This is a genomic window from Erythrobacter sp. NFXS35 (assembly GCF_040148725.1).
Lineage (GTDB): Bacteria > Pseudomonadota > Alphaproteobacteria > Sphingomonadales > Sphingomonadaceae > Erythrobacter.
On record NZ_JAGDEB010000001.1, the window covers coordinates 758,017 to 778,524 of the forward strand.

Sequence of the window (20,508 nt, forward strand, 5' to 3'; positions counted from 1 at the left end):
GATGCCTGAGTCCCCCGCCCTGCCGATGCGTTCCTGGCTGTTCGCGCCGGGCGACAGTGCGAAGAAGATGGGCAAGGCAGCCGCAAGTGCTGCCGATATCGCTCTGCTGGATCTGGAAGATTCGGTTGCGCCCGAAAACAAGGCAGCGGCCCGCGCGATGGTGGCGGAGCAGCTTGCCGCGTCGGACAGTAGCGCGCGGCTCTGGGTGCGGATCAACCCGCTATCAACATCCGATTGTATCGCCGATTTGGCCGCTATCATTCCCTCGCAGCCGGGCGGCGTGTTCCTCCCCAAGGCTGAAGGGGCGGCTGATATCACGCAGCTTCATTACTATCTCACCGCGCTGGAGGCCGCGAACGGTATCCCGCAGGGGCGTACGGCTGTAGCCGCGCTGGTGACAGAAACGGCAGCGGCGATGTTTCGCACTGGCGAATATGCGGGCGATTATCCCGGCAAGGCACGGCTGGTGGCGATGAGCTGGGGGGCGGAGGATCTGTCCTCGGCGCTCGGCGCCAGCGAGCAGCGCGGGGCGGACGGCGAATATGCGCACACCTATGAAATGGCGCGCAGCCTGTGCTTGATCGGCGCTTCGGCGGCGGGTGTGGCGGCGATCGAGACGGTGCAGCCCGAATTTCGCGATCTGGAGGCGCTGGAAAAGCGCGCACGCGGCGTTCGGGCGGCGGGCTTTCGCGGAATGCTGGCGATCCACCCGGCGCAAGTCGATCCGATCAATGCCGCCTTCACCCCGAGCGCCGAGGAATTGGCCCATGCCCGCGCAGTGGTGCAGGCCTTCGCCGATCATCCGGGCGCGGGCGTGGTGGCGCTCGACGGCGCGATGCTCGACCGGCCGCATCTGGCGTTGGCTCAGCGGCTGTTGGCTGAGGCGGGCGAAGAATAGGTTCGCTCGCTTTCCTACTTTAACCTATTTGGTTATTTGTTGCACGAATCAAGTCACGGAGCGCAGCAAATGGCCCTAATCGACGCCCTCATCGGCCCCATCGCCGCAATCATCGACAAGATCATTCCGGATAAGGAAGCCCGCGCCAAGGCGAAGCTGGAACTGATCGCACTCGAAGGCACGCAGGAAATGCGCATGATCGAAGCGCAATTGCAGGCCATTGTCGCCGAGGCCAGCTCCTCCGACCCCTGGACCAGTCGCGCGCGCCCCAGCTTCCTTTACGTGATGTACATCCTGCTGCTGACAGCGCTGCCGATGGGTCTGCTTAGCGCCTTTCACCCGATGGCTGCGAGGGACATTGCGGCGGGCATCAACGCGTATCTGAATGGACTGCCAGAGCCGCTCTATGCGCTGTTCGGCACCGGATATTTGGGCTATACGGCGGCGCGGCAGTGGGGAAAGGTCAAGGGGGTTGATCGGTAACCGGCTGCAATCGGGCGCCGTTCAGGACGGATATTCGCGGCCGTTCAATGCCGCCTCGCAACACCCCGCAACCGCCTGCCAATCGCGTTCGCGCGGTACGAAAATAAAATTGTTGGCATAGTTGGCCTGATGGCGCCGCATCTGACCGGGTAGCGGAGCAGTATCCTGCATGTCGATTGAAAAGCGATCAACGGGAAGGACCCGGTTTTCATAGCAGAAAAACCCTTCGTAGCCGTGTTGTGCAGTCCATTCGAACACCGACCACGGCGCGCCTTCGCAATGGCGCGCCTCGCTTTCGATCAGAAGGTTGGGACGATGCCGCTCGATCAGCTCGCCCGCGCCGCGCAACACCACGGTCTCGTGGCCTTCGACGTCAATCTTGATGAAACCTGTCGGTTGATCGGAAAACTGATCCAGCGTCAGGGTCGGCACCCGGTAGCGCCGTGCCGATGCTGTCGCCGGACCTCGGGCTACGCGGCCCAATGCATCGACTTCGCGTGAGCCCTTCAGCACGACCTCCAGTTCGATCATCTCACCCGCACTGTCCGTGGCTACCGCCTGATGAACCTGAGCCCGGTCGCGGGGAAAACCGCGCAGCAATCTTGCAAGCCGCGGATGGGGTTCGATAAGGATCACGCGCTGGCTCAATGGCAACAAGGCAGCGGCATAGCACCCCGCGTTCGCCCCCACATCGATCGAGACCTTGTTTCGGTTCGTGAGCAGCGGGAGCAACTCGATCTCCTGCTCGAGTTCGACCTTCCGCGCCAGGTTGCGCCGCAAGGCCTGTTCGGGAAACACCCGCTGAAAGGCGAGAGTCCGCCACCATGCGGCACGGTTTGCAACCGCTGCGTACATCCTCGGACTCCCTCAAGTCCGCTCCGGGAGCGTGAAACGTCACTCAAGAAGCGTGGCAAACCATCAACGTATCTGAAGCTGAGCCTGCACCCACTCCGCGCCCAAGGGTAGACCCACTTCGGCAAGCGGTTTCCCGTTTGCGTTAACCGGTGTTCACACCGCTTCGCGGTCGGCTGGTGCGTGAATTCTCTTTCGCGCCGTTCCCAGGGCCGTTACGGTATCAATATGACCCACCTTGTCTACGTCCTCAACGGCCCCAACCTCAATCTCCTCGGCACGCGTGAGCCGGAAATCTACGGCACCACCACGCTCGACGACATTGCCGGGATGCTGGAAGACCGCGCCCGCGAACTCGGGCTCGAAATCGAAATGCGCCAGACCAATCACGAAGGGATGCTCGTCGACTGGCTGCACGAAGCGCAAGCCGAAGGTGCGCGGGCGGTGCTGCTCAATGCAGCGGCCTATACCCACACATCTGTCGCACTGCTCGACGCGATCAAGGCGATCCGTACGCCGGTGATCGAAGTCCACCTGTCCGATCCCAATACACGCGAGGCCTTCCGCCACCTCTCCTATGTAGGGATGGCCGCCGCGCTCACCGTGGAGGGTCACGGCGCGGACTCCTACCGGATAGCGCTCGAAGCTGTAGCGTCGGACGAGGTCTGATCGGGGATTTTCCTTGCACAGATTGCACCCATTGCCACTTGCCAGCCGCAATTGGCGGCAATAGTCCCCTTTCGCTGTAACGAGCGTTTCATAAAACAAGGGACACACATGGCAAACGACGGTGCCGAGGGCAGAAAGTCGAACGGGCGCAAGTCCGGCATGAACATCGACACCGCGCTGGTGCGCGAACTGGCCGAACTGCTGAACGAAACGGGCCTGACCGAAATCGAGGTCGAGGACGATGATCGCAAGATTCGCGTTTCGCGCGGTGCGGTAGCGGCTGCGCCGGTCTATGCCGCGGCGCCCGCGCCCACTCAGGCTGCTGCTGCTGCGGCGCCTGCGCCCGCCGCTGCGGCTCCAGCAGCGCCTGAACCCACGGCTGGCCCGGACATGACCAACGCGGTGAAATCACCGATGGTCGGCACCTGCTATCTGACGCCCGAGCCCGGCGCCGCGCCGTTCATCGCGGTCGGCAAGGAAGTGAAGGAAGGCGACACTCTGCTGATCGTCGAGGCGATGAAGGTAATGAACCCGATCACCGCGCCGCGATCGGGCACCATCGGCGCGATCCTCGTCGACAATGCCCAGCCGGTCGAATTCGATCAGCCGCTCGTCGTGATTTCCTGACGCCATGGGGATCAAACGCATTCTGATCGCCAATCGCGGCGAAATCGCGCTGCGCATCCACCGTGCGGCGCATGAAATCGGGATTGAAACGGTGGCGGTGCACTCCACCGCCGATGCCGACGCGATGCATGTACGGCTGGCCGATCACGCGGTGTGCATCGGCCCGCCCGCTGCATCCGAAAGCTATCTCAACATCGCCAACATCATTTCGGCGGCCGAAATCGCGCAGTGCGATGCGATCCACCCCGGCTATGGCTTCTTGTCGGAGAACGCGAAGTTTGCCGAGATCGTCGAAGCGCATGACATCGCGTGGATCGGCCCCAAGCCCGAACATATCCGCACCATGGGCGACAAGGTCGAGGCCAAGCGCACCGCTGGCGCACTCGGGCTGCCGCTGGTTCCGGGATCGGACGGCGCCATCTCGGACTTCGACGAGGCACGCCGCATTGCCAAGGAGATCGGCTATCCCGTCATCATCAAGGCCGCCAGCGGCGGCGGCGGGCGCGGCATGAAGGTGTGCGAGAGCGAGGACAAGCTCGAAACCCTGATGCAGCAGGCCGGGAGCGAAGCCAAATCCGCGTTCGGCGATGCCACCGTCTATCTCGAAAAATACCTCGGCAACCCGCGCCACATCGAATTTCAGGTGTTCGGCGACGGGAACGGCAATGCGATCCATCTGGGCGAGCGCGATTGCTCGCTCCAGCGCCGCCACCAGAAGGTGCTAGAAGAAGCGCCCTCCCCCGTCATCTCGCCCGAGGAACGTGAGCGCATGGGCGACGTCTGCGCGCAGGCGATGCGCGACATGGCCTATCGGGGCGCAGGCACGATCGAATTCCTGTGGGAAAACGGCGAGTTCTTCTTCATTGAAATGAACACCCGCCTGCAGGTCGAACACCCCGTCACCGAAGCCATCACCGGGGTCGATCTGGTGCGCGAGCAGATCCGCATCGCGGAAGGCAAGCCGCTATCGGTCAAGCAGGAAGAGCTCGAGTTCAAGGGCCACGCGATCGAATGCCGGATCAACGCCGAAGACCCCTTCAACTTCGCGCCCTCGCCCGGCCTGGTGACCTATTATCACGCATCGGGCGGCATGCATGTGCGGGTGGATAGCGGACTGTATGCCGGATACCGGATCCCGCCCTATTACGACAGCATGATCGCCAAGCTGATCGTCTACGGGCGCACCCGCGAAGGTTGCATCATGCGCCTGCGCCGCGCGCTTGAGGAAATGGTGGTCGAAGGGGTAAAAACCAACATCCCGCTTCATCAGGAACTGCTACGGCAGGACGATGTGCTGAACGGCGACTATTCGATCAAGTGGCTGGAGCAATGGCTGGAGGGGCGCGAAGCTTGAAGGCTGCGGAGAACGCAGCCCCCTGCGCGCCAAGCTGTGGAGACGATTGATGCTGCAATGCAGCAAGAAATCGCGTAACAGCTGCGGGCGGACCTCGGGTCAGGATGCGGCTGCGGCTAAGGCCATTGTCTCCTCCCCGCCAGGATCCGCTCGCGCCACGTGGGCGCCAAGGAGTGTTGGATGAGCCGCAAGACCCAGATCGTTGTCGTCGGCGGAGGTGCCGGTGGGCTGGAGCTGGTGCGCCGGCTCGGCGCGAAGTTCGGGCGCAAAAATCACGACATCATCCTTGTCGACAAGAACCTCAGCCACATCTGGAAGCCGCTGCTGCACGAGGTCGCTGCCGGATCGCTCGATGCCAATCTCGACGAGGTTGGCTACCGCGGGCACTGTTATCGCTGGGGCTACCGGTTCTTTCAGGGCAGCCTCGACGGGATCGACCGCGAGACCAAGACAATCCGCCTCGCCCCGGTCATGGACGAGGACGGCAGCGAGCTGATCGCTGGGCACACCATCCGCTACGATATCCTCGCATTGGCGCTCGGATCAGTATCGAACGACTTCGGCGTTCCGGGCGTGTCGGAACACTGCCTTTACCTCGACAGCCGCACGCAGGCCGACCGGTTCCGCACCCGGCTGCTCAATCACTGCCTGCGCGTCAGCCGGGCGATGATGAACGATCCGACTGCCAACGAGCAGGTGCGCATCGCCATCGTCGGCGGCGGGGCCACCGGGGTGGAGCTTGCAGCGGAACTATACAACGCGGCGGGTGCGCTGCGCCACTACGGGCTGGAGGTGTTCGACGAGAGCCGTCTGCATGTCACCCTGCTCGAAGCCGGCCCACGCATTCTGCCCGCCCTGCCAGACAAACTGGCGGCGGCGGCGCGGCACGAACTGGAGCAACTCGGCGTGCAGGTGCGGCCTGACACGCAAGTGATCGAGGCCAATCCGCGCCAGCTTGTCACCAGGTGCGGCGAGGTGATCGAGGCCGATCTGATGGTCTGGGCAGCAGGCGTGAAGGGGGCCGAGTTCCTGTCCGATCTGGGACTGGAAACCAATGGCCGCAACCAGATCATCGTCACCGACACACTGCAGACGCCGAGCGATCCCTGCATCTTCGCGCTGGGTGACTGCGCCAGCTACACCCCGCCGGGCGAGGATCGTCCCGTGCCGCCGCGTGCGCAGGCCGCGCACCAGATGGCTGAAGTGGTGTTCGACAATATCTGCCGGATGCAGAAAGACCGCCCGCTCAAGCACTTCGTGTACCGCGACAATGGTTCACTGGTGTCGCTCAGCCGGTTTTCGACCGTCGGCAGCCTGATGGGCAATCTGATCGGCGGCAGCATGGCGATTGAAGGGCGGCTGGCGCGGTTCATCTATACCTCGCTGTACCGGCTGCATCTGATCGGCATCCACGGCTGGGTGAAGGCGACCTTCCTGATCCTGATCGGCCGCGTGAACCGCATCGTGCGGCCCAAGCTGAAACTGCACTAACCGAAAGTCAGTGCAGCCCTGGCCCGCTCGGCCTCGGCGACAAAGGCGCGCGCCGCATCCTGATCGACCATCGCAATCTTGATCCGCTTGCCGTCGCCGTGCTCGAGCCACAGGATTGATTTGATCTCGCCCGCTTCGTGGGTAATTACCGTCAGCGCGTGCAGAGGCAGCGGGTGGCGGCGCACGGTGGGATGGAACCGGATCATGTCGCCTTCGATCCAGACCGCGCGCCTGTCGACAAACCGGCGCGCGGCCTTCACCGCCTCCCACGTCGCGATGCCAGCAAACAGCAGGGCGCCGATGTCAATCGGCCCGATGCGAAACACCCCCACAGGGTTGCGGCGCGCGCCGGTATCGGCGAGGATTCCAGCGAAGTCGCTGCTGAATGCAGCAATGCCGCCAAGGACGGCGATCGGCACCATCAGCACGAACAGGCAACCGAGGCAGCCACTATCGAACGGCGCCTCAGGAACGTCGCCCGGATCGGGATCGGCGCGGTCTGGGTTTATTCCGGACATTTGCCTGCACCTAGGCAACAACAAACGAAAAACACATCAGAAATCGATTTTGAACCGCAATTCGCCGCCCTTCGCATTCCAGCCGCCGACGCTCGGCGCGGTGGCATTGGCTTCGGCAGCGGTGGTATCGGACAGCTTGATCCGGGCGCGGGGGATCGCGCTGCCGAAATCGTCGATCTCGGGCAGCATGTCGGGGCCGATCCGCGGCGACATTCTGGTCTGGCGGCACACGATGATTTCGGGATTGAGCGGATGACGCTCCTCCTGCGCGCATAGGGAAGGCGGCGGAGCAAGCGGGAGGAGATCGATCACCAGTGTGCCGTCCGTACGCTGCTTCATCGGCAGATGCGGCGCGACCTCGCTTTCTTCCATTTCGGAAATTATCTCGGCAGCGGGCGGTGTATCAATCATCGGGATCGCCGCGCGCCCCTGCTCACAGCGGTACGCCGGGATCCTGCTTGGCGGTGCGGATCGTCAGCGACGTCTTCACGCTTTCCACATTGGGCGCGGGGGTCAGCTTGCCGGTCAGAAATTCCTGAAAGCTTTGCAGATCCTTGCTTACAACCTTCAGGATGAAGTCGATCTCTCCGTTCAGCATGTGGCACTCGCGCACTTCGGGCAGCGCACGCATATGCTCCTCGAACTCGCGCAGACTGGATTCGGCCTGACTTTTCAGGCTGACCATCGCGAAGACGGTGATCGCAAAGCCCAGCTTTGACGGGTCCAGATCGGCATGATAGCCGCGAATCACCCCGTCTTCTTCCAGCCCGCGAACCCGGCGCAGACACGGCGGCGCTGTCAGCCCGACCCGCTGGGCGAGCTCGACATTGGTAACGCGGCCTTCCGCTTGCAATTCCGCCAGCAGGCGGCGGTCGATTTCGTCCAGATTGGCCACAGGGATTGCACTCCTTCGGCAGCGCGCCGTCCATTGCACGACAAAGGCGCGCGCCTACCATTCCAAAGTAAGAAGATGCGCGCCGAAAGGCCCGCTTCGCTAATATTATTAGGTCTGCCAGCAATTGTCCCGCTTTGCAACGCACCTTGCACGCCAGACTGTGACAATTGCCTCTGGCTGGTAAAAGGGTGCATAATAGCGTTGCTGCCCGCAGTTTCCGGGCGACGCCTGCCGATCTTGATTCGCAACGTGCCATCGCCAGCGGGCTAGCAGCGTGGGAGTGCCAACTTGTTCTTCGACGACCGTCTTGCCACCGTGCTGCGCCTGCGCGCCACCGGCGAGGCAGGATTGCGCACGCAATATCGGCAGTTGCTCGACCTGCTGGGCAAGAACCGCGTGCATCCGACCGGACGCCAATATCAAAGCTTGATTGCCGCCGCGTGGCTACGGATGGACGCCTTGGCCGACGCGATTCCAGCCGAAGATCGCGCGCGCATGATCCGCGAGGCCGGCTGGCGTTTCCGCAGCGCCGATCTGGCCGCGCACCTGGCCGAACAGGAGCCCGAAGTGGCAATTGCGGCGCTTTCCCGCGCCGATCTGTCGGTCGGTGACTGGTCGTCGCTGATCCCGCGCATTCCGGTGCGCGCGCGCGGATTTCTGCGCCTGCGCCGCGACCTGCCGCTGGATGTCGAGGCCCTGCTGGCTCGGCTGGGTATTCAGGATCGCGGCTTGCCTGCGCCGGAGCCAACGGTAGAAACAACTCCCGTGCAGCCTGTTGCGGTGGGGCAGCCCGAACACTCGTCTGTGCAGCATGTTCAAGCGGCCATACCGGTACAACCGGTAGCGGCGCGGACACGCGCGGCAGACCAACGCAACGCACAGCGCGAACGCGACGAAACCGGGCGCAGCGAAATTTCAGCGCTGGTGGAACGCATCGCCCAGTTCCGGCGCGAGCGCGGCGCCAGCCGGATCGAGGCCGACATCGCCCCGCGCCTGCCACTGGGCGAGATGCCTGACCTGCCCGACCGCGCCATTGGCAGCTTCGGCTTTGCTACTGATGCGAGGGGAAAGATCGTCTGGGCATCGGGCGATGTCGCACCCATGGTGATCGGCACGCGGCTGACGTCGGGGCGCGAAGTCGAAGCCGCACCGATGCAAGCGGACGCGCTCACGCAATTCATTTCCCGCCGCCAGCCGATCATCGGGCTGCCATTCGTGCTTGGCGGCGCTGCGGCCGTCGCCGGAGATTGGACCCTCGATGCCCAGCCCGCCTTCAGCAACGAAGGCCATTTCACCGGCTACACAGGACGCTTCCGGCGCATTCTGGCCGAACCCGGCGACGCGACCGCACGTGACCATCACGAGGCCGACCGGATCCGCCAACTGCTTCACGAACTGCGCACCCCGGTCACCGCGGTGCAGGGCTATGCCGAGGTGATACAGCAGCAATTATTCGGCCCTGCCCCGAACGAATACCGCGCGCTGGCCGCCGCGATCGCGGCCGATGCGGCGCGTATTCTGGCAGGCTTCGACGAACTCGACCGGCTCGCCCGGCTGGAAACCGGCGCGGCCACAATGGAGGCAGGCGAAACCGATCTCGTCCAGCTTGTGCACCGAATTCTCGGGCAGATCGCCCCCATCCTCGCAACGCGCACGGCAGCGGTGGAGTTTGCGCCCGGAACCGGTATCAGCATGCTGGTGCCCTGCGATGCAGAGGACCTCGAATCCCTGCTGTGGCGACTACTCGCCAGCCTGGGTGCAGCCTGCGGTGAAGGCGAAAAGCTCGAAACACGCCTCGATCCGCTGATAGGCAACGGATCGGCACTGGCACGCCTGACCTGCACATTGCCGGCCGATCTGGCGCGCGAGGAAAACCTGTTCGCCGCATCTGCCCGGCCCGCCGAAACCACCATCAATCCCGGACTGTTCGGCGCCGGCTTCGCGTTCCGGCTGGCGCGTGCCGAAGCGCGGGCGGCAGGCGGTGCACTCGCGCGGGAAGGCGACCAAATCGTGCTGACCCTGCCGCTTTTGAGCGGTGCCGAGGAAGTGCCCAGTGCCGACCGGGTCGATGCAGGTCGGGCCGCAGGCTAGCAGTCGGCGTCCGGGGGAACAGGTCCATGGCACATGTTTCGATGCTGAACCCGCCATCGGCGAACGGTTCGGCGTGGCTCGGCCCGGAATTCGGGCAGCGGGTTCTGCTGACCGTTGATACCGAAGAGGAATTCGACTGGCGCGCACCGTTCCGGCGTGACGGATACGGACTTTCGCACGTGACGGCGATTCCGCGTTTCCAGAGCTTCTGCGAGACCATCGGCGCCCATCCGGTCTATCTGGTCGACTGGCCGATCGCGACCGATGCGGGCGCGGTGGAGATCATCGGCGATGCCGTGCGGCGCGGCACAGCCGAAGTCGGCGTGCAATTGCACCCCTGGGTCAATCCGCCGTTCGATGAAGAAGTATGTGTCCGCAATTCCTTCGCAGGAAATCTGCCACAAGCGCTGGAAGCGGCCAAGTTCATGGCGCTGTGCGACAGGATCGAGCAAGCCTTCGGCACAGCGCCGCTGATCTATCGCGCAGGGCGTTACGGACTAGGACCGGACACCGCGGCGCTACTGAAATCTGCAGGAATCCGGATCGACACCTCGGTTCGCGCCCTGTTCGATTACAGCGATCAGGGCGGGCCGGATTACTCCGGCCACCCGCTCGCGCCCTATTGGGTGGACGAGGAGCGTGAACTTCTCGAACTGCCTGTCACCAGCGTTCACTGGGGCTTGCTGCGCAATCTCGGACGGCAGCTGCAACGGATAGGCGAGCGCATACCACGCGCGATGGGCGTCTTGTCGCGCCTCAACCTGCTCGAACGGATTGCGCTCACGCCCGAAGGCGTCTCGATCGAAGAGGCACTGCGCGGAATCGACATCGCGCTCGATACAGGCTTGCCGGTGCTGGTGCTGTCGTTCCACAGCCCCACCCTTGCGCCGGGCCATACCCCCTATGCTGCCACCGAAGCGGACGTTGAGGCGCTGTATGACTGGTTCGAACAGGTCTATGCGACGCTTGATCGGCGCGGTGTACGCAGTTGCACTGTGGCAGACATTGTTGCTGCAAGTGGCAGCTGAATACGCGCCGTATGCATCACCGCTTGTTTCCGCCACGGCTCCGGAGTAGGGGCACCCAATCGCCCCGTCTCGGGTCCCGGCATACGGGCCTGTAGCTCAGCGGTTAGAGCTGGCCGCTCATAACGGCTAGGTCGCGGGTTCGAATCCTGCCGGGCCCACCGGGGGCGGGGCGAGGTGAATGTAGTGTCGGGGAGTAGCGCAGCCTGGTAGCGCATCTGGTTTGGGACCAGAGGGTCGCAGGTTCGAATCCTGTCTCCCCGACCACTTTTCATAGACTTAGCCTAGTCAATTGGGCGATCTCACAGGTTGTGGGTTACAGATGGGGTTGCACCAAACCGTGGCCCTAGTGGGCGCGACTCGACTCCCCTTATAGAATTCCTCATAATCTCAAAGCGTTCGGAAACAGCCGGGTTGGATACCCGGCCCAGTGGAAGGCGCACGGTAATGCCAACTGACCAGAAGGGGCATGATTGGACCGGGCAATGTCTGGCCACCAATCTGCTGCGATGCCGCATTCGCTGATGCCGAGCGCGGGACGTTGGACTCCACATTGCCATTGTCGGGACCGGCTCATGAACGGAAGCGGCAGGGGGATTGCTCGCAACCCGCCTTAATGGTGACACTAGAAGCTTTTCGTATCCCTCTAAGGGCTGCGGGCGCTTGCGACCTTGGGAGCCTTCAATGGCAAACAAGTTCCGTAAAAAAATGACGGTTAAAGTGAAAGTGAATGCTGGCGTGTGCCTTTGGGCGCTTGTTTGGCTTGTCGCAATCTTTGCAGCCTGAATTCCTTGGCGGGCTTTCGGGTCCGCCAAGGTTTTACCCCCCAGCCCCGGCCCCACTCGCCAAGGTTTGCGCTCGGATCGCTCGCAGCGCAACCGCCCCGCCACTGTGTCCAGCCTGTAGCTGATGCGCCTCGCTTGGCAGGCGGTAATGATCTTGTGCGGATCGGCCATCACCACGCGCCCGCACTCGCATTCGATCCTAAGCAGGTATTTGTGCCTCGCGAAGTCGGAAAGGGTGTCTAGGCGCTTGCTGTTCACCCCCTCTAGTAGAACGTATGGGGAACGGTTTTGCAACCGGCCAAGCTGAAAGCCATCTGATAAACGCCCCCAGCGGGTCGATCTAAGGCATGCGGCGAGTTCGGTTCACCGCCCACGCAACTGCGCAGCCTAGCAGCGCACCGCCTAGCGCGGTTCCAGCGTAATACGGCACGGTCTGCACAGGCTCACCATTTGCGATTACGAAATAGACCTGCAAAGCGATGGCTAAAGGCGCACCGATATACGATGCTCTTAGATAGCTGACCTGTGGCTTCATGCTTTGCCCACAACCTCTCAACTGTCCGATGCGTCGGGCGACGCGGCCAAAAAGTAAATGGGCGAGAGGCACCCTTAACAGCGCAGTTCTGAGACACCGCTCAGCTCTCGCACAAGGCTTCCTTGCATGTGACGACGTGCAGGGGAGCTTGGCGCGGTTTGTGAGCGAATGACCGAAACGGCACCGCTTTGAGAATTCCGGCTTCCGGCGAGCAAGCCCTTGAAGCCAACTATCAGGTCCTAAGGCCGCGCAGCGTGGCCATGGACGACTGCTTGTGGGTGGGAAGGCGAATGACGGATATTCGCTCATAATTGATAATGATATTGATTCGCAGATGCGGCATGCCTATGCGCCTTTGAGTTTGATTCTCAACAAAGGGTTCTCATGTTCGTCCGCTTCACTGGCTTTCGGCTTCTTCTTCTTTCAGCTGCCATCATCCCAGCTCCGCTGCTTGCGCAGTCCGGCACAGAACCAGGCGATGCGGTGGATGACGCTGCGGAAACCGGCGAGACCGCAGCCGAAGGCATTGTCGTTACTGGACGCGCGCAAAAGCTTTACCGGGTCGAGACCACCACGGCGAGCAAGCTGCCAACCGAGCCGCTGCTGTCGAGCCAGAATATTACTGTCATCACCAGCGACCTGATCCAGGATCAGGGCGCACGCGATGCGCAGGACATCTATCGCAACATCTCGGGCGTCAGCTTCTTCAGTTATGCCGGAGTCACCGCGCGCGGGTTCCGGCAGGAGGAAATCTTCTTCGACGGGTTGCGCGGTGATCCTTATGCGGGCTTTTCGGGTCCGCAGCTTTTCAACCTTGAGCGGGTCGAGTTCCTGAAGGGACCGGCCGGAATGCTCTACGGTCCCGGTGCACCAGGCGGGCTGTTCAACTATGTCACCAAGAAGCCGCAGCTGAACGGCTTCTCCGCAGACGTGCGTGGGATCGTCGGCAATGCCGACCGGTTCGGCGGCTCTGCCGAGGTCAATGCACCGCTCGGCGGCGATTTTGCGGCGCGCGGCGGTCTGTTCTACGAGGATCGCGGCCTGTTCCGCTTCAACGCCTCCTCGCGCACCTTCATCGCCGATGGCGGGGTGTCCTATGAACCCGGCCCCTTCAAGCTGATCCTGCAGGCGACCCGCTACGATCAGGAACTCGACGCCAACCGGCTGCGCGGCGTGCCGACCGACGATGATGGCAACTTCCTCGCCAGCCGCCGCTGGAACCACAATGAGCCGGGCGACTTTCTCAACCTGCGCTCTGACGTGCTGCAAGGCCGGGTCGAGGCTGAGCCGCTGCCGGGCATCACCTTCGATGCGACTCTGCGCTACAACAACGCTGTCGAGGAGCAGGAATATCACGAGCCGCGCGGTCTGTTCGATTCCGATGGTGACGGGGTACGCGATGCCAGCGTCCGCGAATTCCGCGACCAGCGCCGCGAACAGGAAAACTGGTCGTTCGGCACCAATCTCGTATGGTCCACGGATATTGGCGATCTCGGCAACCGGATGCTGGTCGGTGGCGACTATTTCGACGGCTCACTCGATTTCGACAGCCGGTTGGTCCGCGGTCGCGCCGCGCCAACGCCGGGTCTTCCCGGTCCGCTCAGCCTTCTCAATCCGGTTTACGGCGTCTCAGACCCCGCGACCTACAACCTGCCTGCCTTCCAGAACCGCCTGACCGAAGGTTATCGCTGGGGAATTTACCTGCTTGACGAACTGACGATCGACCGGCTGATCCTGACCGGCGGTCTGCGCTTCGACCGCTTCAGCGACACGATCACCGGCGGCGCCTTCGGCATCGTGCAGGAAGACAGCTTTGCCGACGAGGACGTGACCTGGCGCGTGGGCGCGGTCTATCGCGTGACCGACGAAGTTTCCGCCTTCGCGCAATATTCGACCAGCTTCGAGCCGCAGGGTATCGGATCGCAGGATCCGCGCGCAGGCGGCCCCTTCAGCCCCACCACCGGCGACATGTTCGAAGGCGGGATGAAGACGGCGCTGATGAACGGGCGCGTGCAGTCCTCGCTCTCAGCCTATCAGATCCGCCGCCGCAACATCCTGCAGGTCGATCCGCGCGGCGACGTTGGCAATGATGGGGTCGATGATTTCGTCGCTTTCGGCGAAGTCACGTCCAGGGGCATCGAGTTCGATCTTGCCGCAGACATCACGCCCGATTGGGTTGTGACCGTCGCCTACGCCTATAACGACACCACCGTTACGGACGACAACGGCGGTGGAGGAATCGGCAACCGGGTGGGCGACCGCTTCGCCAATGCGCCCGAACACCAACTCGGCTTCTGGACCCGCTATCAGATCCCCGATCTCGGCCTCGCCGCGGCTTTCGGGGGCGATTACGTGTCGGAACAGGTCAGCCTTTCGGGCCAGCGGGTGCAGCCTTTCATGATCTTCGATGCCTCGCTAATTTACGAAGTCGGACCGGTGCGCACAATGCTGCGGGTCGATAACCTGTTCGACAAAACCTATGCGGTTTCGGGCTTCATCGACCGCACCGGCCATTTCCCGGGAGAACCGCGTTCGATCTTCCTCGAAGTAGGTTACGCCTTCTGATGGACATGGTGCGCGATCTTGACGCCGCCGGGCACGCGCGTCCGGCGAAGAAGCGCAAGACATCGCGCATCTGGTGGACGGTGCATCAATGGGTGGGCATCAAGCTCAGCCTGTTCATGGCGTTCATCATGTTCACCGGCACGCTCGCGGTGGTCAGCGACGAGATCGACTGGGTGCTGCAACCCAGCCTGAGGGTCGCCCCGGTGAGCGCGCAAGGGCCAGTGGAATGGGCGGCGATCGCGGAAAATGCCGCGCGGCATCCCGGCGTGGTGGTGGTCCGGTCGATGGAGGCACCGGTTGCCTCGGCCTTTGCCGTGAAGGTCACGGTGGAGGATGCGGCGGGCAACCTGTTTTACCTTCATGCCCACCCCGCCACCGGAACAATCCAGGGTGAGGGGCCGTGGGCAGGAGCACAGCGGGTGCTGCGCAACATGCACCGCCACCTCAACCTGCCAACCAGGATCGGCGTGCCGATCGTCGCCTTTCTCGGTTTCCTGCTGCTGGTCAGCCTCGTCACCTCGCTGGTGGTCTACAAGAAATGGTGGCGCGGTTTCACCAAACCGCTGCGCAATCGCGACGCACGGACGTGGTGGGGGGATTTCCACCGCCTCGCCGGAGTGTGGTCGCTGTGGTTCGTGGCGCTGATGGCGTTGACCGGAATGTGGTATTTCGTCGAAAGCCTGGGCCTCGCCGCCCCGTCCCCGCCGAAGGTGAAGATCGAAGCAACGGTCGAGCCGGGCTCGCAGGGGCTTGAACCGGCGTTTGCGGCAGCGATAGCAGCCTATCCGGAACTGGAAGTGCGGCGGGTATTGCTTCCAGGCAAGGAAAGCCCTGTGCTGCAATTGCACGGTGACCATGAGGCGGTGCTGGTGCGTCCGCGCGCCAACACCGTGTGGGTCGATCCGGTGAGCGCCAAGGTGCTGCTGACGACAGACGGGCGCGACATGAATGTCCACCAGCGCATCGGCGAGATGGCCGATCCGCTGCATTTCGGTGACTTCGGTGGCTACTGGACCAAGGTCCCATGGTTTCTGTTCGGCCTGCTGCTCACCGGCCTTTCGGTGTCCGGCGCGGCGATCTATTCGCTGCGCATCGCCCGCGAACGCGGCGGAGAGGTCCGCCTTGCGCAAGCGTTCGCCGGCGTCTGGCGCGACCAGCCACGATGGCGCTGGGTGTCGGCAGGCCTGATCGCCGTCGGCTTCGCCCTGCTGCCCGCCTTGATCTGGCAAATATCCTAGTCGGTGACTGGGGCGCCTCCAAAAGTCCCTACGAAGCTCCGGATGCGGACAACCGCTTCAGCTTCGTTTTCTGAATTCCGGTTGTGGCCGACCAAATGCTGTAGCCGCCTCTCAGGTATCAGGATCGCGCCCGGCGACCGAGAATGCACTCGTGGGGAGGGACCGGATGGCTAATGGCTCCCATCCCTGCCATTCCTCAATGCGCATCGGATCAGGCGAAGCATGATCGCGGCGGAATGCGGTGCAGGCCTTGCCATCCTGACTGGAAGACCCCTAGCATTGCCAATGCTAATGCTCTGGTCACGAGGTTCGGATAGGGATGCGTGCAATGAAGCCCGTCACAAAATTGGGAGCCGCACTGGCGGCAGTCCTGTTCGCCTGCTTCTCGGTTGGTGCAGCCGCAGCCAGTTCCGGATTTGCTACCGGTTTGCAGGTGCTGGGAACCGACGGTGAGCCGGTCGGCACGATCGAGGAAGTGCAGGATGACGCCGTGGTGGTGAACACCGGGACGCACCGCGCGCCGATCAGCAAGCGTTCAGTCGATCGTTCCGGCAACGCCCTGCGGATCAATGCGACCAGGTCGCAGATCGACGACATGATCGCCGAGCAACGCCGACACGAAGCCTCGCGCCGGGACGAATACCTCGCCCCGGGTCGGCTGGTGCGGAGTGTGGACCGGGAGGCGGTCGGCCGCATCGTGGCGATCGAGAACGAAGCGGATTCGGTGGTGATCCTGCGCAACGAAGGCGTCATTGCCCTTAAACGCGATCATTTTGCCGTCATAGAGGATCGGCTGGTGGCCCTGTTCACGCGCCAGCAGATCGATCAGAACACCAAGCCTGTACCCGATGCCTTGCGGCAACGGCTGGCGGGCCTTTCGGGCAGCTGACACGCGGCATCGCGGCGGATGAAGCGTCATGCATGGCATCTCACGCACGGCTCACCCGCCCTTTGCTTGTCGCATTGATTCGCCTCCCTACCCTGCGCAAGGTTTATGCAATGACCTTACGAAGGAACGACATTATGAAGAAGCTCCTCGCAGCAACCGCCGCCGTCACCATAGCCGTTGCCGCGCCCGTGGCCGCGCAGCAGGGCATGGCGCCTGACGCGACACAGGCGGCCACAGTTCAGCCAGGTACGGTGATTTACGGCTCCGACGGTTCGGAAATCGGCACGGTTGCCGGTCAGGAAGGTGAGGTTGTACTGGTCAAGGTCGGCGAGAGGATGGTGCCGATTGCGAGCGCAGCGATCAATCCCGGCGCCAGCGGGCCGATGATCGCACTGACGCGGGCCGAAGTCGTGGCGCGGTTCGACCAGCAGATGGCAGCCTATCAGGCCGAGTTCGATGCGGCCCTCAAAAAGGGTGCAGAGGTGCAGACCGCCGACAACCGGCAGCTTGGGATGATTCAGAGCGTGTCCGGCAACACTGTCGCCGTTCAGGGCGCGGACGGTTCGATGACTCTTCCCAAAGCGTCGCTGGCGCTGAACAATCAGGGCAAGGTCACGGTGCGAGCGACGATGGCGCAGATCCGCGAAGCCATGGGTGCTGCATCCCAACCCCGCTGATCGCCCAATGCAATGCCGGGCGGCGTGTCGGACGAGCGTCGCCCGGATTTACCCTTAGATCTTCCTGGAGTGGCAATTTGCGCTTCCTCATCCCTCTTTTCGCCATTCCGATCGCCGCATGCGGGCCTGCCGAAGCTCCGGCACCCGATCGTTCGGAGGTTACCGCCGCTGAACAGCCAGCCTCGCCGCGCCTGTCACCGCCCGGCGCGGCCGAATTCCGCGCCGCTTGGGTGGACCAATGCAATGCGCCCGAAGACGCTATCGGGAGCGCCTTGTGCAAAGCGACCTCGTTGGGCTCGAGCAGCTTCTCATGCGACTTCGCGCTGGGAGATGACGAATACCGGCGACATTCGGCGGAGCTGGAACGAAGCGTGGATCGCTGGGTTCTCGCCGACCCTGCGGCGGCATGCGCGGTCACGCAACAAGGATAACCCCGTATAGGGCGCCGCTTCTCTCGTGGAAGTATCGGATTTCAGCGCAAGCCCATGACCCTGAGGGGCAGGCGGCGCACGGCGGGACAGGAGACGAATATGTTCAAGTGGGCCATCATTCTTGCAATCATTGCCCTGATCGCCGCCATCCTTGGCTTCGGCGGAATTGCAGGCGCACTGGCCGACATCGCGCTCATCATCTTTGTGATCGCCCTGATCGGAACCGTCATCCTCTTCGTCCTTGGCTGGAAGGCAGCCAAGGGTGTTTCGCGCCGACTCTGAGCAGCTATCGTCCGAAAGTCAGAGCGAAGGCCCGGCGTCAGGAGCGATCTTCAAGCGAATTTTCGCCCGCAACGGCGATGGGTTTGCAAAGGAGCTCGCGCACATAAATGCGCTGAACGAAGAGAAACACAACGATCGTCAGCGGCGCCGCCAGAAGCACCCCGGGGACGCCGAACAGGATCCCGGCAGCCAAGACTGCGAAAAGCAGAACCGCCGGCGGAACATTCACTGCATGCTTCTGAATCATCGGCTGCAGGTAGTTGCCCTGCAATTGCTGGATCACGAGATAGAGGACCACTGTCCAGAGCGCCGCTGCCGGAGACACGGTGAAGGCCAACAAGACCGCCGGAACCCCGGCAATTACGGGACCGACCATAGGGATAACGTCGAGCAGACCGGCAATGACTGCCAGCCCGCCGGATGCCGGTACCCCCAGTAATGAAAGTCCGATCCAGCTCAGCACCCCGACCACCAGCGAAGACACAGCCTGCCCCAGCATCCAGCCGCGCAGCCCGCGCGACGCATCGTCGAGAAAGTCGTCGGCAGGCTGCACCGCCCGGCCAGGCAGCAGCAGCAGCAGGCCCCGCCGATAGACGCCCGGGTTGGCGGCAATGAAAATCGCACCCGCCAGCACCAGCACGAAATCGGTCACTCCGCTGGTGATGGCCATGGCATAATCGCCGAGCCGCGCGGCAAGGCCGGAAATGTCCCGCGTTCCCCTGTCGATCAGGTTGGCGAGCGATCCGTCTGCCCCGATCTGGTTGGCCAGGGCCTCGATGCTGTCGATTGCCGGAGGAAGGCTTTGCCGGATGGTATCCAGTTCGCGACTGAGCTGGGCGCCCAACAATATGAATGTGCCGAGGATCAGCGCGAACAACGCCACCACCGAAGCGGTCAGCCCCAAGGCGCGGCTCCGCAACCCGGTGAGCCGGCACAGACCACGGGTCATGGTATCGAAAATGGCCGCGAGCACCACGGCGGCGAAAACCAGAAGCAGGAAGCCTGCCAACTGGACAAGCATCCAGGCAATGCCTGCCACGGCCAGCACCGCAACGGCTGCGATAGTGATCCGGCCGATATTTTCTGGCGGACGAGGTTGCGGGCGATCAGGCTGCTTCATTCGTCGCGGCTCCCCTGTCGCCGAGTGGGCGGTGCAAATTGCGTGCCGTCAGGCCTCAGCGGCGAAGTCGGCTCGATCGCCGTGAATACTATATTGCACACTTGTGCCTTGGGGAAGTGTGCGGTCCATCGGTCCTACCCCAGCCGGAACTTCGCCGGCCTCCAGCGCGTCGGCACGCCCGTTAAGCGCTTCGACCTGCATAAAGAGCGGGTCATGCTTCACTGCCGCTCGATCTGACAGGCCTTAGGTCTTGTCCGATCGGGCTGTTCGCGTTGCTCGGCAAGGTCGGGACGCTCGTCTCGTTCCGGTGCGCGCCCGCCTAGCCATCGCGTTCTCGCGCACCCCTCGATCGGCAAGAACTGGTTTGAATAAGGTATGTAAGGGCGAAATTTTCGCCCCTGTTTATCCTTCAGGAACAACCCGCCAAGGAGATGAAATTTGGCAGATATTCGCGTGAAGGAGAAGTCCAGCTTCACATGGCTCTGGATATTGCTGGGCCTGCTGGCGGCCGCACTGCTGGTGTGGGCGCTGTTGAACGCTGGCGATGACGAAGAGATCGTTGCCAACACGCAGGACGACACTGCGCTCGCGATGCAACCGGATGCCGGTGACGAAGGAGTGGCTGCAGGTGGCCTGATGACTGCCGAAAGCGTTGAGGCTGCCAACCAGCGTTCGCTCGAACGGATTCGCTCCAATCCGGACGCCACACCGCGCATGTTCTTCATGTTCGACTCTGCCGAACTGACCTCCGGGGCAACCGCCGTGCTGGATGCGACGATGGAAGCTCGGCCGAATATCCGCGACAACGGTATTACACTTGTCGGTTTTGCCGATCGTGCTGGCCCCAGGCCCTACAACCAGGAGTTGTCTGAACAGCGCGCCGACCAGGTCAGGCAATATCTGATGACGCAAGGCATGACCGAGGATCAGATCGACGTCGAAGCCGAGGGCGAAACCCCGCCGCTCGTGGAAACAGGCAACGACGTGCGCGAACCGCTCAATCGCAGGGTCCGGCTCGAGTTTGCCGATAGCGAATGAGGCAGTTCTGACCAGCGCCACCCGAGGGCGGCGACAAAGCTGCGC

19 protein-coding genes and 2 tRNA genes are annotated in these 20,508 nt (G+C 62.9%); 16 read left to right on the plus strand and 5 right to left on the minus strand.

All coding sequences use genetic code 11. The features are described from left to right. Position 1 precedes the first annotated feature (1 nt). Both J3454_RS03725 and J3454_RS03730 read left to right on the plus strand, forming a co-directional pair. Entirely contained in the window at positions 2 to 898 is an 897-nt protein-coding gene (locus J3454_RS03725) for an HpcH/HpaI aldolase/citrate lyase family protein (RefSeq protein WP_349512403.1), read from the plus strand. 69 nt (positions 899 to 967) lie between these two features. After that, a complete protein-coding gene (locus tag J3454_RS03730; protein ID WP_349512404.1) occupies positions 968 to 1,381 on the plus strand; it encodes a holin family protein in 414 nt (137 codons plus the stop codon). A gap of 21 nt (positions 1,382 to 1,402) precedes the next feature. Here J3454_RS03730 and J3454_RS03735 read toward each other — a convergent pair whose 3' ends face one another. Next, entirely contained in the window at positions 1,403 to 2,236 is an 834-nt protein-coding gene (locus tag J3454_RS03735; RefSeq protein ID WP_349512405.1) for an FkbM family methyltransferase, read from the minus strand. Between the two features lie 225 nt (positions 2,237 to 2,461). Here J3454_RS03735 and J3454_RS03740 point away from each other — a divergent pair, with 225 nt between their 5' ends. The 4 genes from J3454_RS03740 (at position 2,462) to J3454_RS03755 (ending at position 6,374) form a co-directional block, all read left to right on the plus strand. Next, entirely contained in the window at positions 2,462 to 2,902 is a 441-nt protein-coding gene (locus tag J3454_RS03740) for a type II 3-dehydroquinate dehydratase (protein WP_349512406.1), read from the plus strand. Positions 2,903 to 3,010: 108 nt separating this feature from the next. Next, the gene (accB, locus tag J3454_RS03745; protein WP_349512407.1) at positions 3,011 to 3,529 is read left to right on the plus strand and encodes an acetyl-CoA carboxylase biotin carboxyl carrier protein; all 519 of its coding nucleotides are present in this window, start codon (positions 3,011 to 3,013) and stop codon (positions 3,527 to 3,529) included. Positions 3,530 to 3,533: 4 nt separating this feature from the next. Continuing rightward, complete coding sequence (accC, locus tag J3454_RS03750) at positions 3,534 to 4,883, plus strand: acetyl-CoA carboxylase biotin carboxylase subunit (protein ID WP_349512408.1); 1,350 nt, start codon at positions 3,534 to 3,536, stop codon at positions 4,881 to 4,883. Positions 4,884 to 5,063: 180 nt separating this feature from the next. After that, positions 5,064 to 6,374, plus strand: a complete 1,311-nt coding sequence (locus J3454_RS03755) for an NAD(P)/FAD-dependent oxidoreductase (RefSeq protein WP_349512409.1) — start codon at positions 5,064 to 5,066, stop codon at positions 6,372 to 6,374. Here the strand turns inward: J3454_RS03755 and J3454_RS03760 are convergent. The 3 genes from J3454_RS03760 to J3454_RS03770 are packed head-to-tail and all read right to left on the minus strand — an operon-like array spanning position 6,371 to position 7,787. Then, the gene (locus J3454_RS03760; RefSeq protein ID WP_349512410.1) at positions 6,371 to 6,892 is read right to left on the minus strand and encodes a hypothetical protein; all 522 of its coding nucleotides are present in this window, start codon (positions 6,890 to 6,892) and stop codon (positions 6,371 to 6,373) included. The two genes, J3454_RS03755 and J3454_RS03760, sit on opposite strands and share 4 nt — an antisense overlap. Positions 6,893 to 6,928: 36 nt before the next feature. Then, positions 6,929 to 7,303 (minus strand): hypothetical protein, encoded by a 375-nt coding sequence (locus tag J3454_RS03765; RefSeq protein WP_349512411.1) that lies wholly within the window; start codon positions 7,301 to 7,303, stop codon positions 6,929 to 6,931. A 22-nt stretch (positions 7,304 to 7,325) separates the two neighbouring features. Further along, a complete protein-coding gene (locus J3454_RS03770) occupies positions 7,326 to 7,787 on the minus strand; it encodes an Lrp/AsnC family transcriptional regulator (protein WP_349512412.1) in 462 nt (153 codons plus the stop codon). Positions 7,788 to 8,075: 288 nt separating this feature from the next. Here J3454_RS03770 and J3454_RS03775 point away from each other — a divergent pair, with 288 nt between their 5' ends. From J3454_RS03775 to J3454_RS03815, 9 genes are all read left to right on the plus strand, one after another. After that, complete coding sequence (locus tag J3454_RS03775; RefSeq protein ID WP_349512413.1) at positions 8,076 to 9,878, plus strand: histidine kinase dimerization/phospho-acceptor domain-containing protein; 1,803 nt, start codon at positions 8,076 to 8,078, stop codon at positions 9,876 to 9,878. 26 nt (positions 9,879 to 9,904) lie between these two features. Next, entirely contained in the window at positions 9,905 to 10,906 is a 1,002-nt protein-coding gene (locus J3454_RS03780) for a polysaccharide deacetylase family protein (protein WP_349512414.1), read from the plus strand. Positions 10,907 to 10,991: 85 nt separating this feature from the next. Further along, positions 10,992 to 11,064: transfer RNA gene (locus J3454_RS03785), tRNA-Ile, on the plus strand. Between the two features lie 29 nt (positions 11,065 to 11,093). Continuing rightward, positions 11,094 to 11,170 (plus strand) — tRNA-Pro (locus J3454_RS03790). A gap of 1,536 nt (positions 11,171 to 12,706) precedes the next feature. Then, entirely contained in the window at positions 12,707 to 14,788 is a 2,082-nt protein-coding gene (locus J3454_RS03795) for a TonB-dependent siderophore receptor (protein ID WP_349512415.1), read from the plus strand. Between the two features lie 5 nt (positions 14,789 to 14,793). Next, positions 14,794 to 16,026 (plus strand): PepSY-associated TM helix domain-containing protein, encoded by a 1,233-nt coding sequence (locus tag J3454_RS03800; protein WP_349512416.1) that lies wholly within the window; start codon positions 14,794 to 14,796, stop codon positions 16,024 to 16,026. A 328-nt stretch (positions 16,027 to 16,354) separates the two neighbouring features. Beyond that, positions 16,355 to 16,915 carry a hypothetical protein gene (locus J3454_RS03805; RefSeq protein WP_349512417.1) on the plus strand — a complete coding sequence of 187 codons (561 nt, stop codon included), beginning with the start codon at positions 16,355 to 16,357 and terminating at the stop codon, positions 16,913 to 16,915. A 134-nt stretch (positions 16,916 to 17,049) separates the two neighbouring features. Continuing rightward, positions 17,050 to 17,592: a hypothetical protein gene (locus J3454_RS03810; RefSeq protein ID WP_349512418.1), complete on the plus strand. Its 543-nt coding sequence runs from the start codon at positions 17,050 to 17,052 to the stop codon at positions 17,590 to 17,592. 530 nt (positions 17,593 to 18,122) lie between these two features. Then, entirely contained in the window at positions 18,123 to 18,305 is a 183-nt protein-coding gene (locus J3454_RS03815; protein WP_349512419.1) for a DUF1328 family protein, read from the plus strand. Positions 18,306 to 18,342: 37 nt separating this feature from the next. Here J3454_RS03815 and J3454_RS03820 read toward each other — a convergent pair whose 3' ends face one another. Then, the gene (locus J3454_RS03820) at positions 18,343 to 19,344 is read right to left on the minus strand and encodes an AI-2E family transporter (protein ID WP_349512420.1); all 1,002 of its coding nucleotides are present in this window, start codon (positions 19,342 to 19,344) and stop codon (positions 18,343 to 18,345) included. A 519-nt stretch (positions 19,345 to 19,863) separates the two neighbouring features. Between J3454_RS03820 and J3454_RS03825 the strand changes: the two genes are divergently transcribed. Then, entirely contained in the window at positions 19,864 to 20,463 is a 600-nt protein-coding gene (locus J3454_RS03825; protein WP_349512421.1) for an OmpA family protein, read from the plus strand. Positions 20,464 to 20,508: the final 45 nt, after the last annotated feature.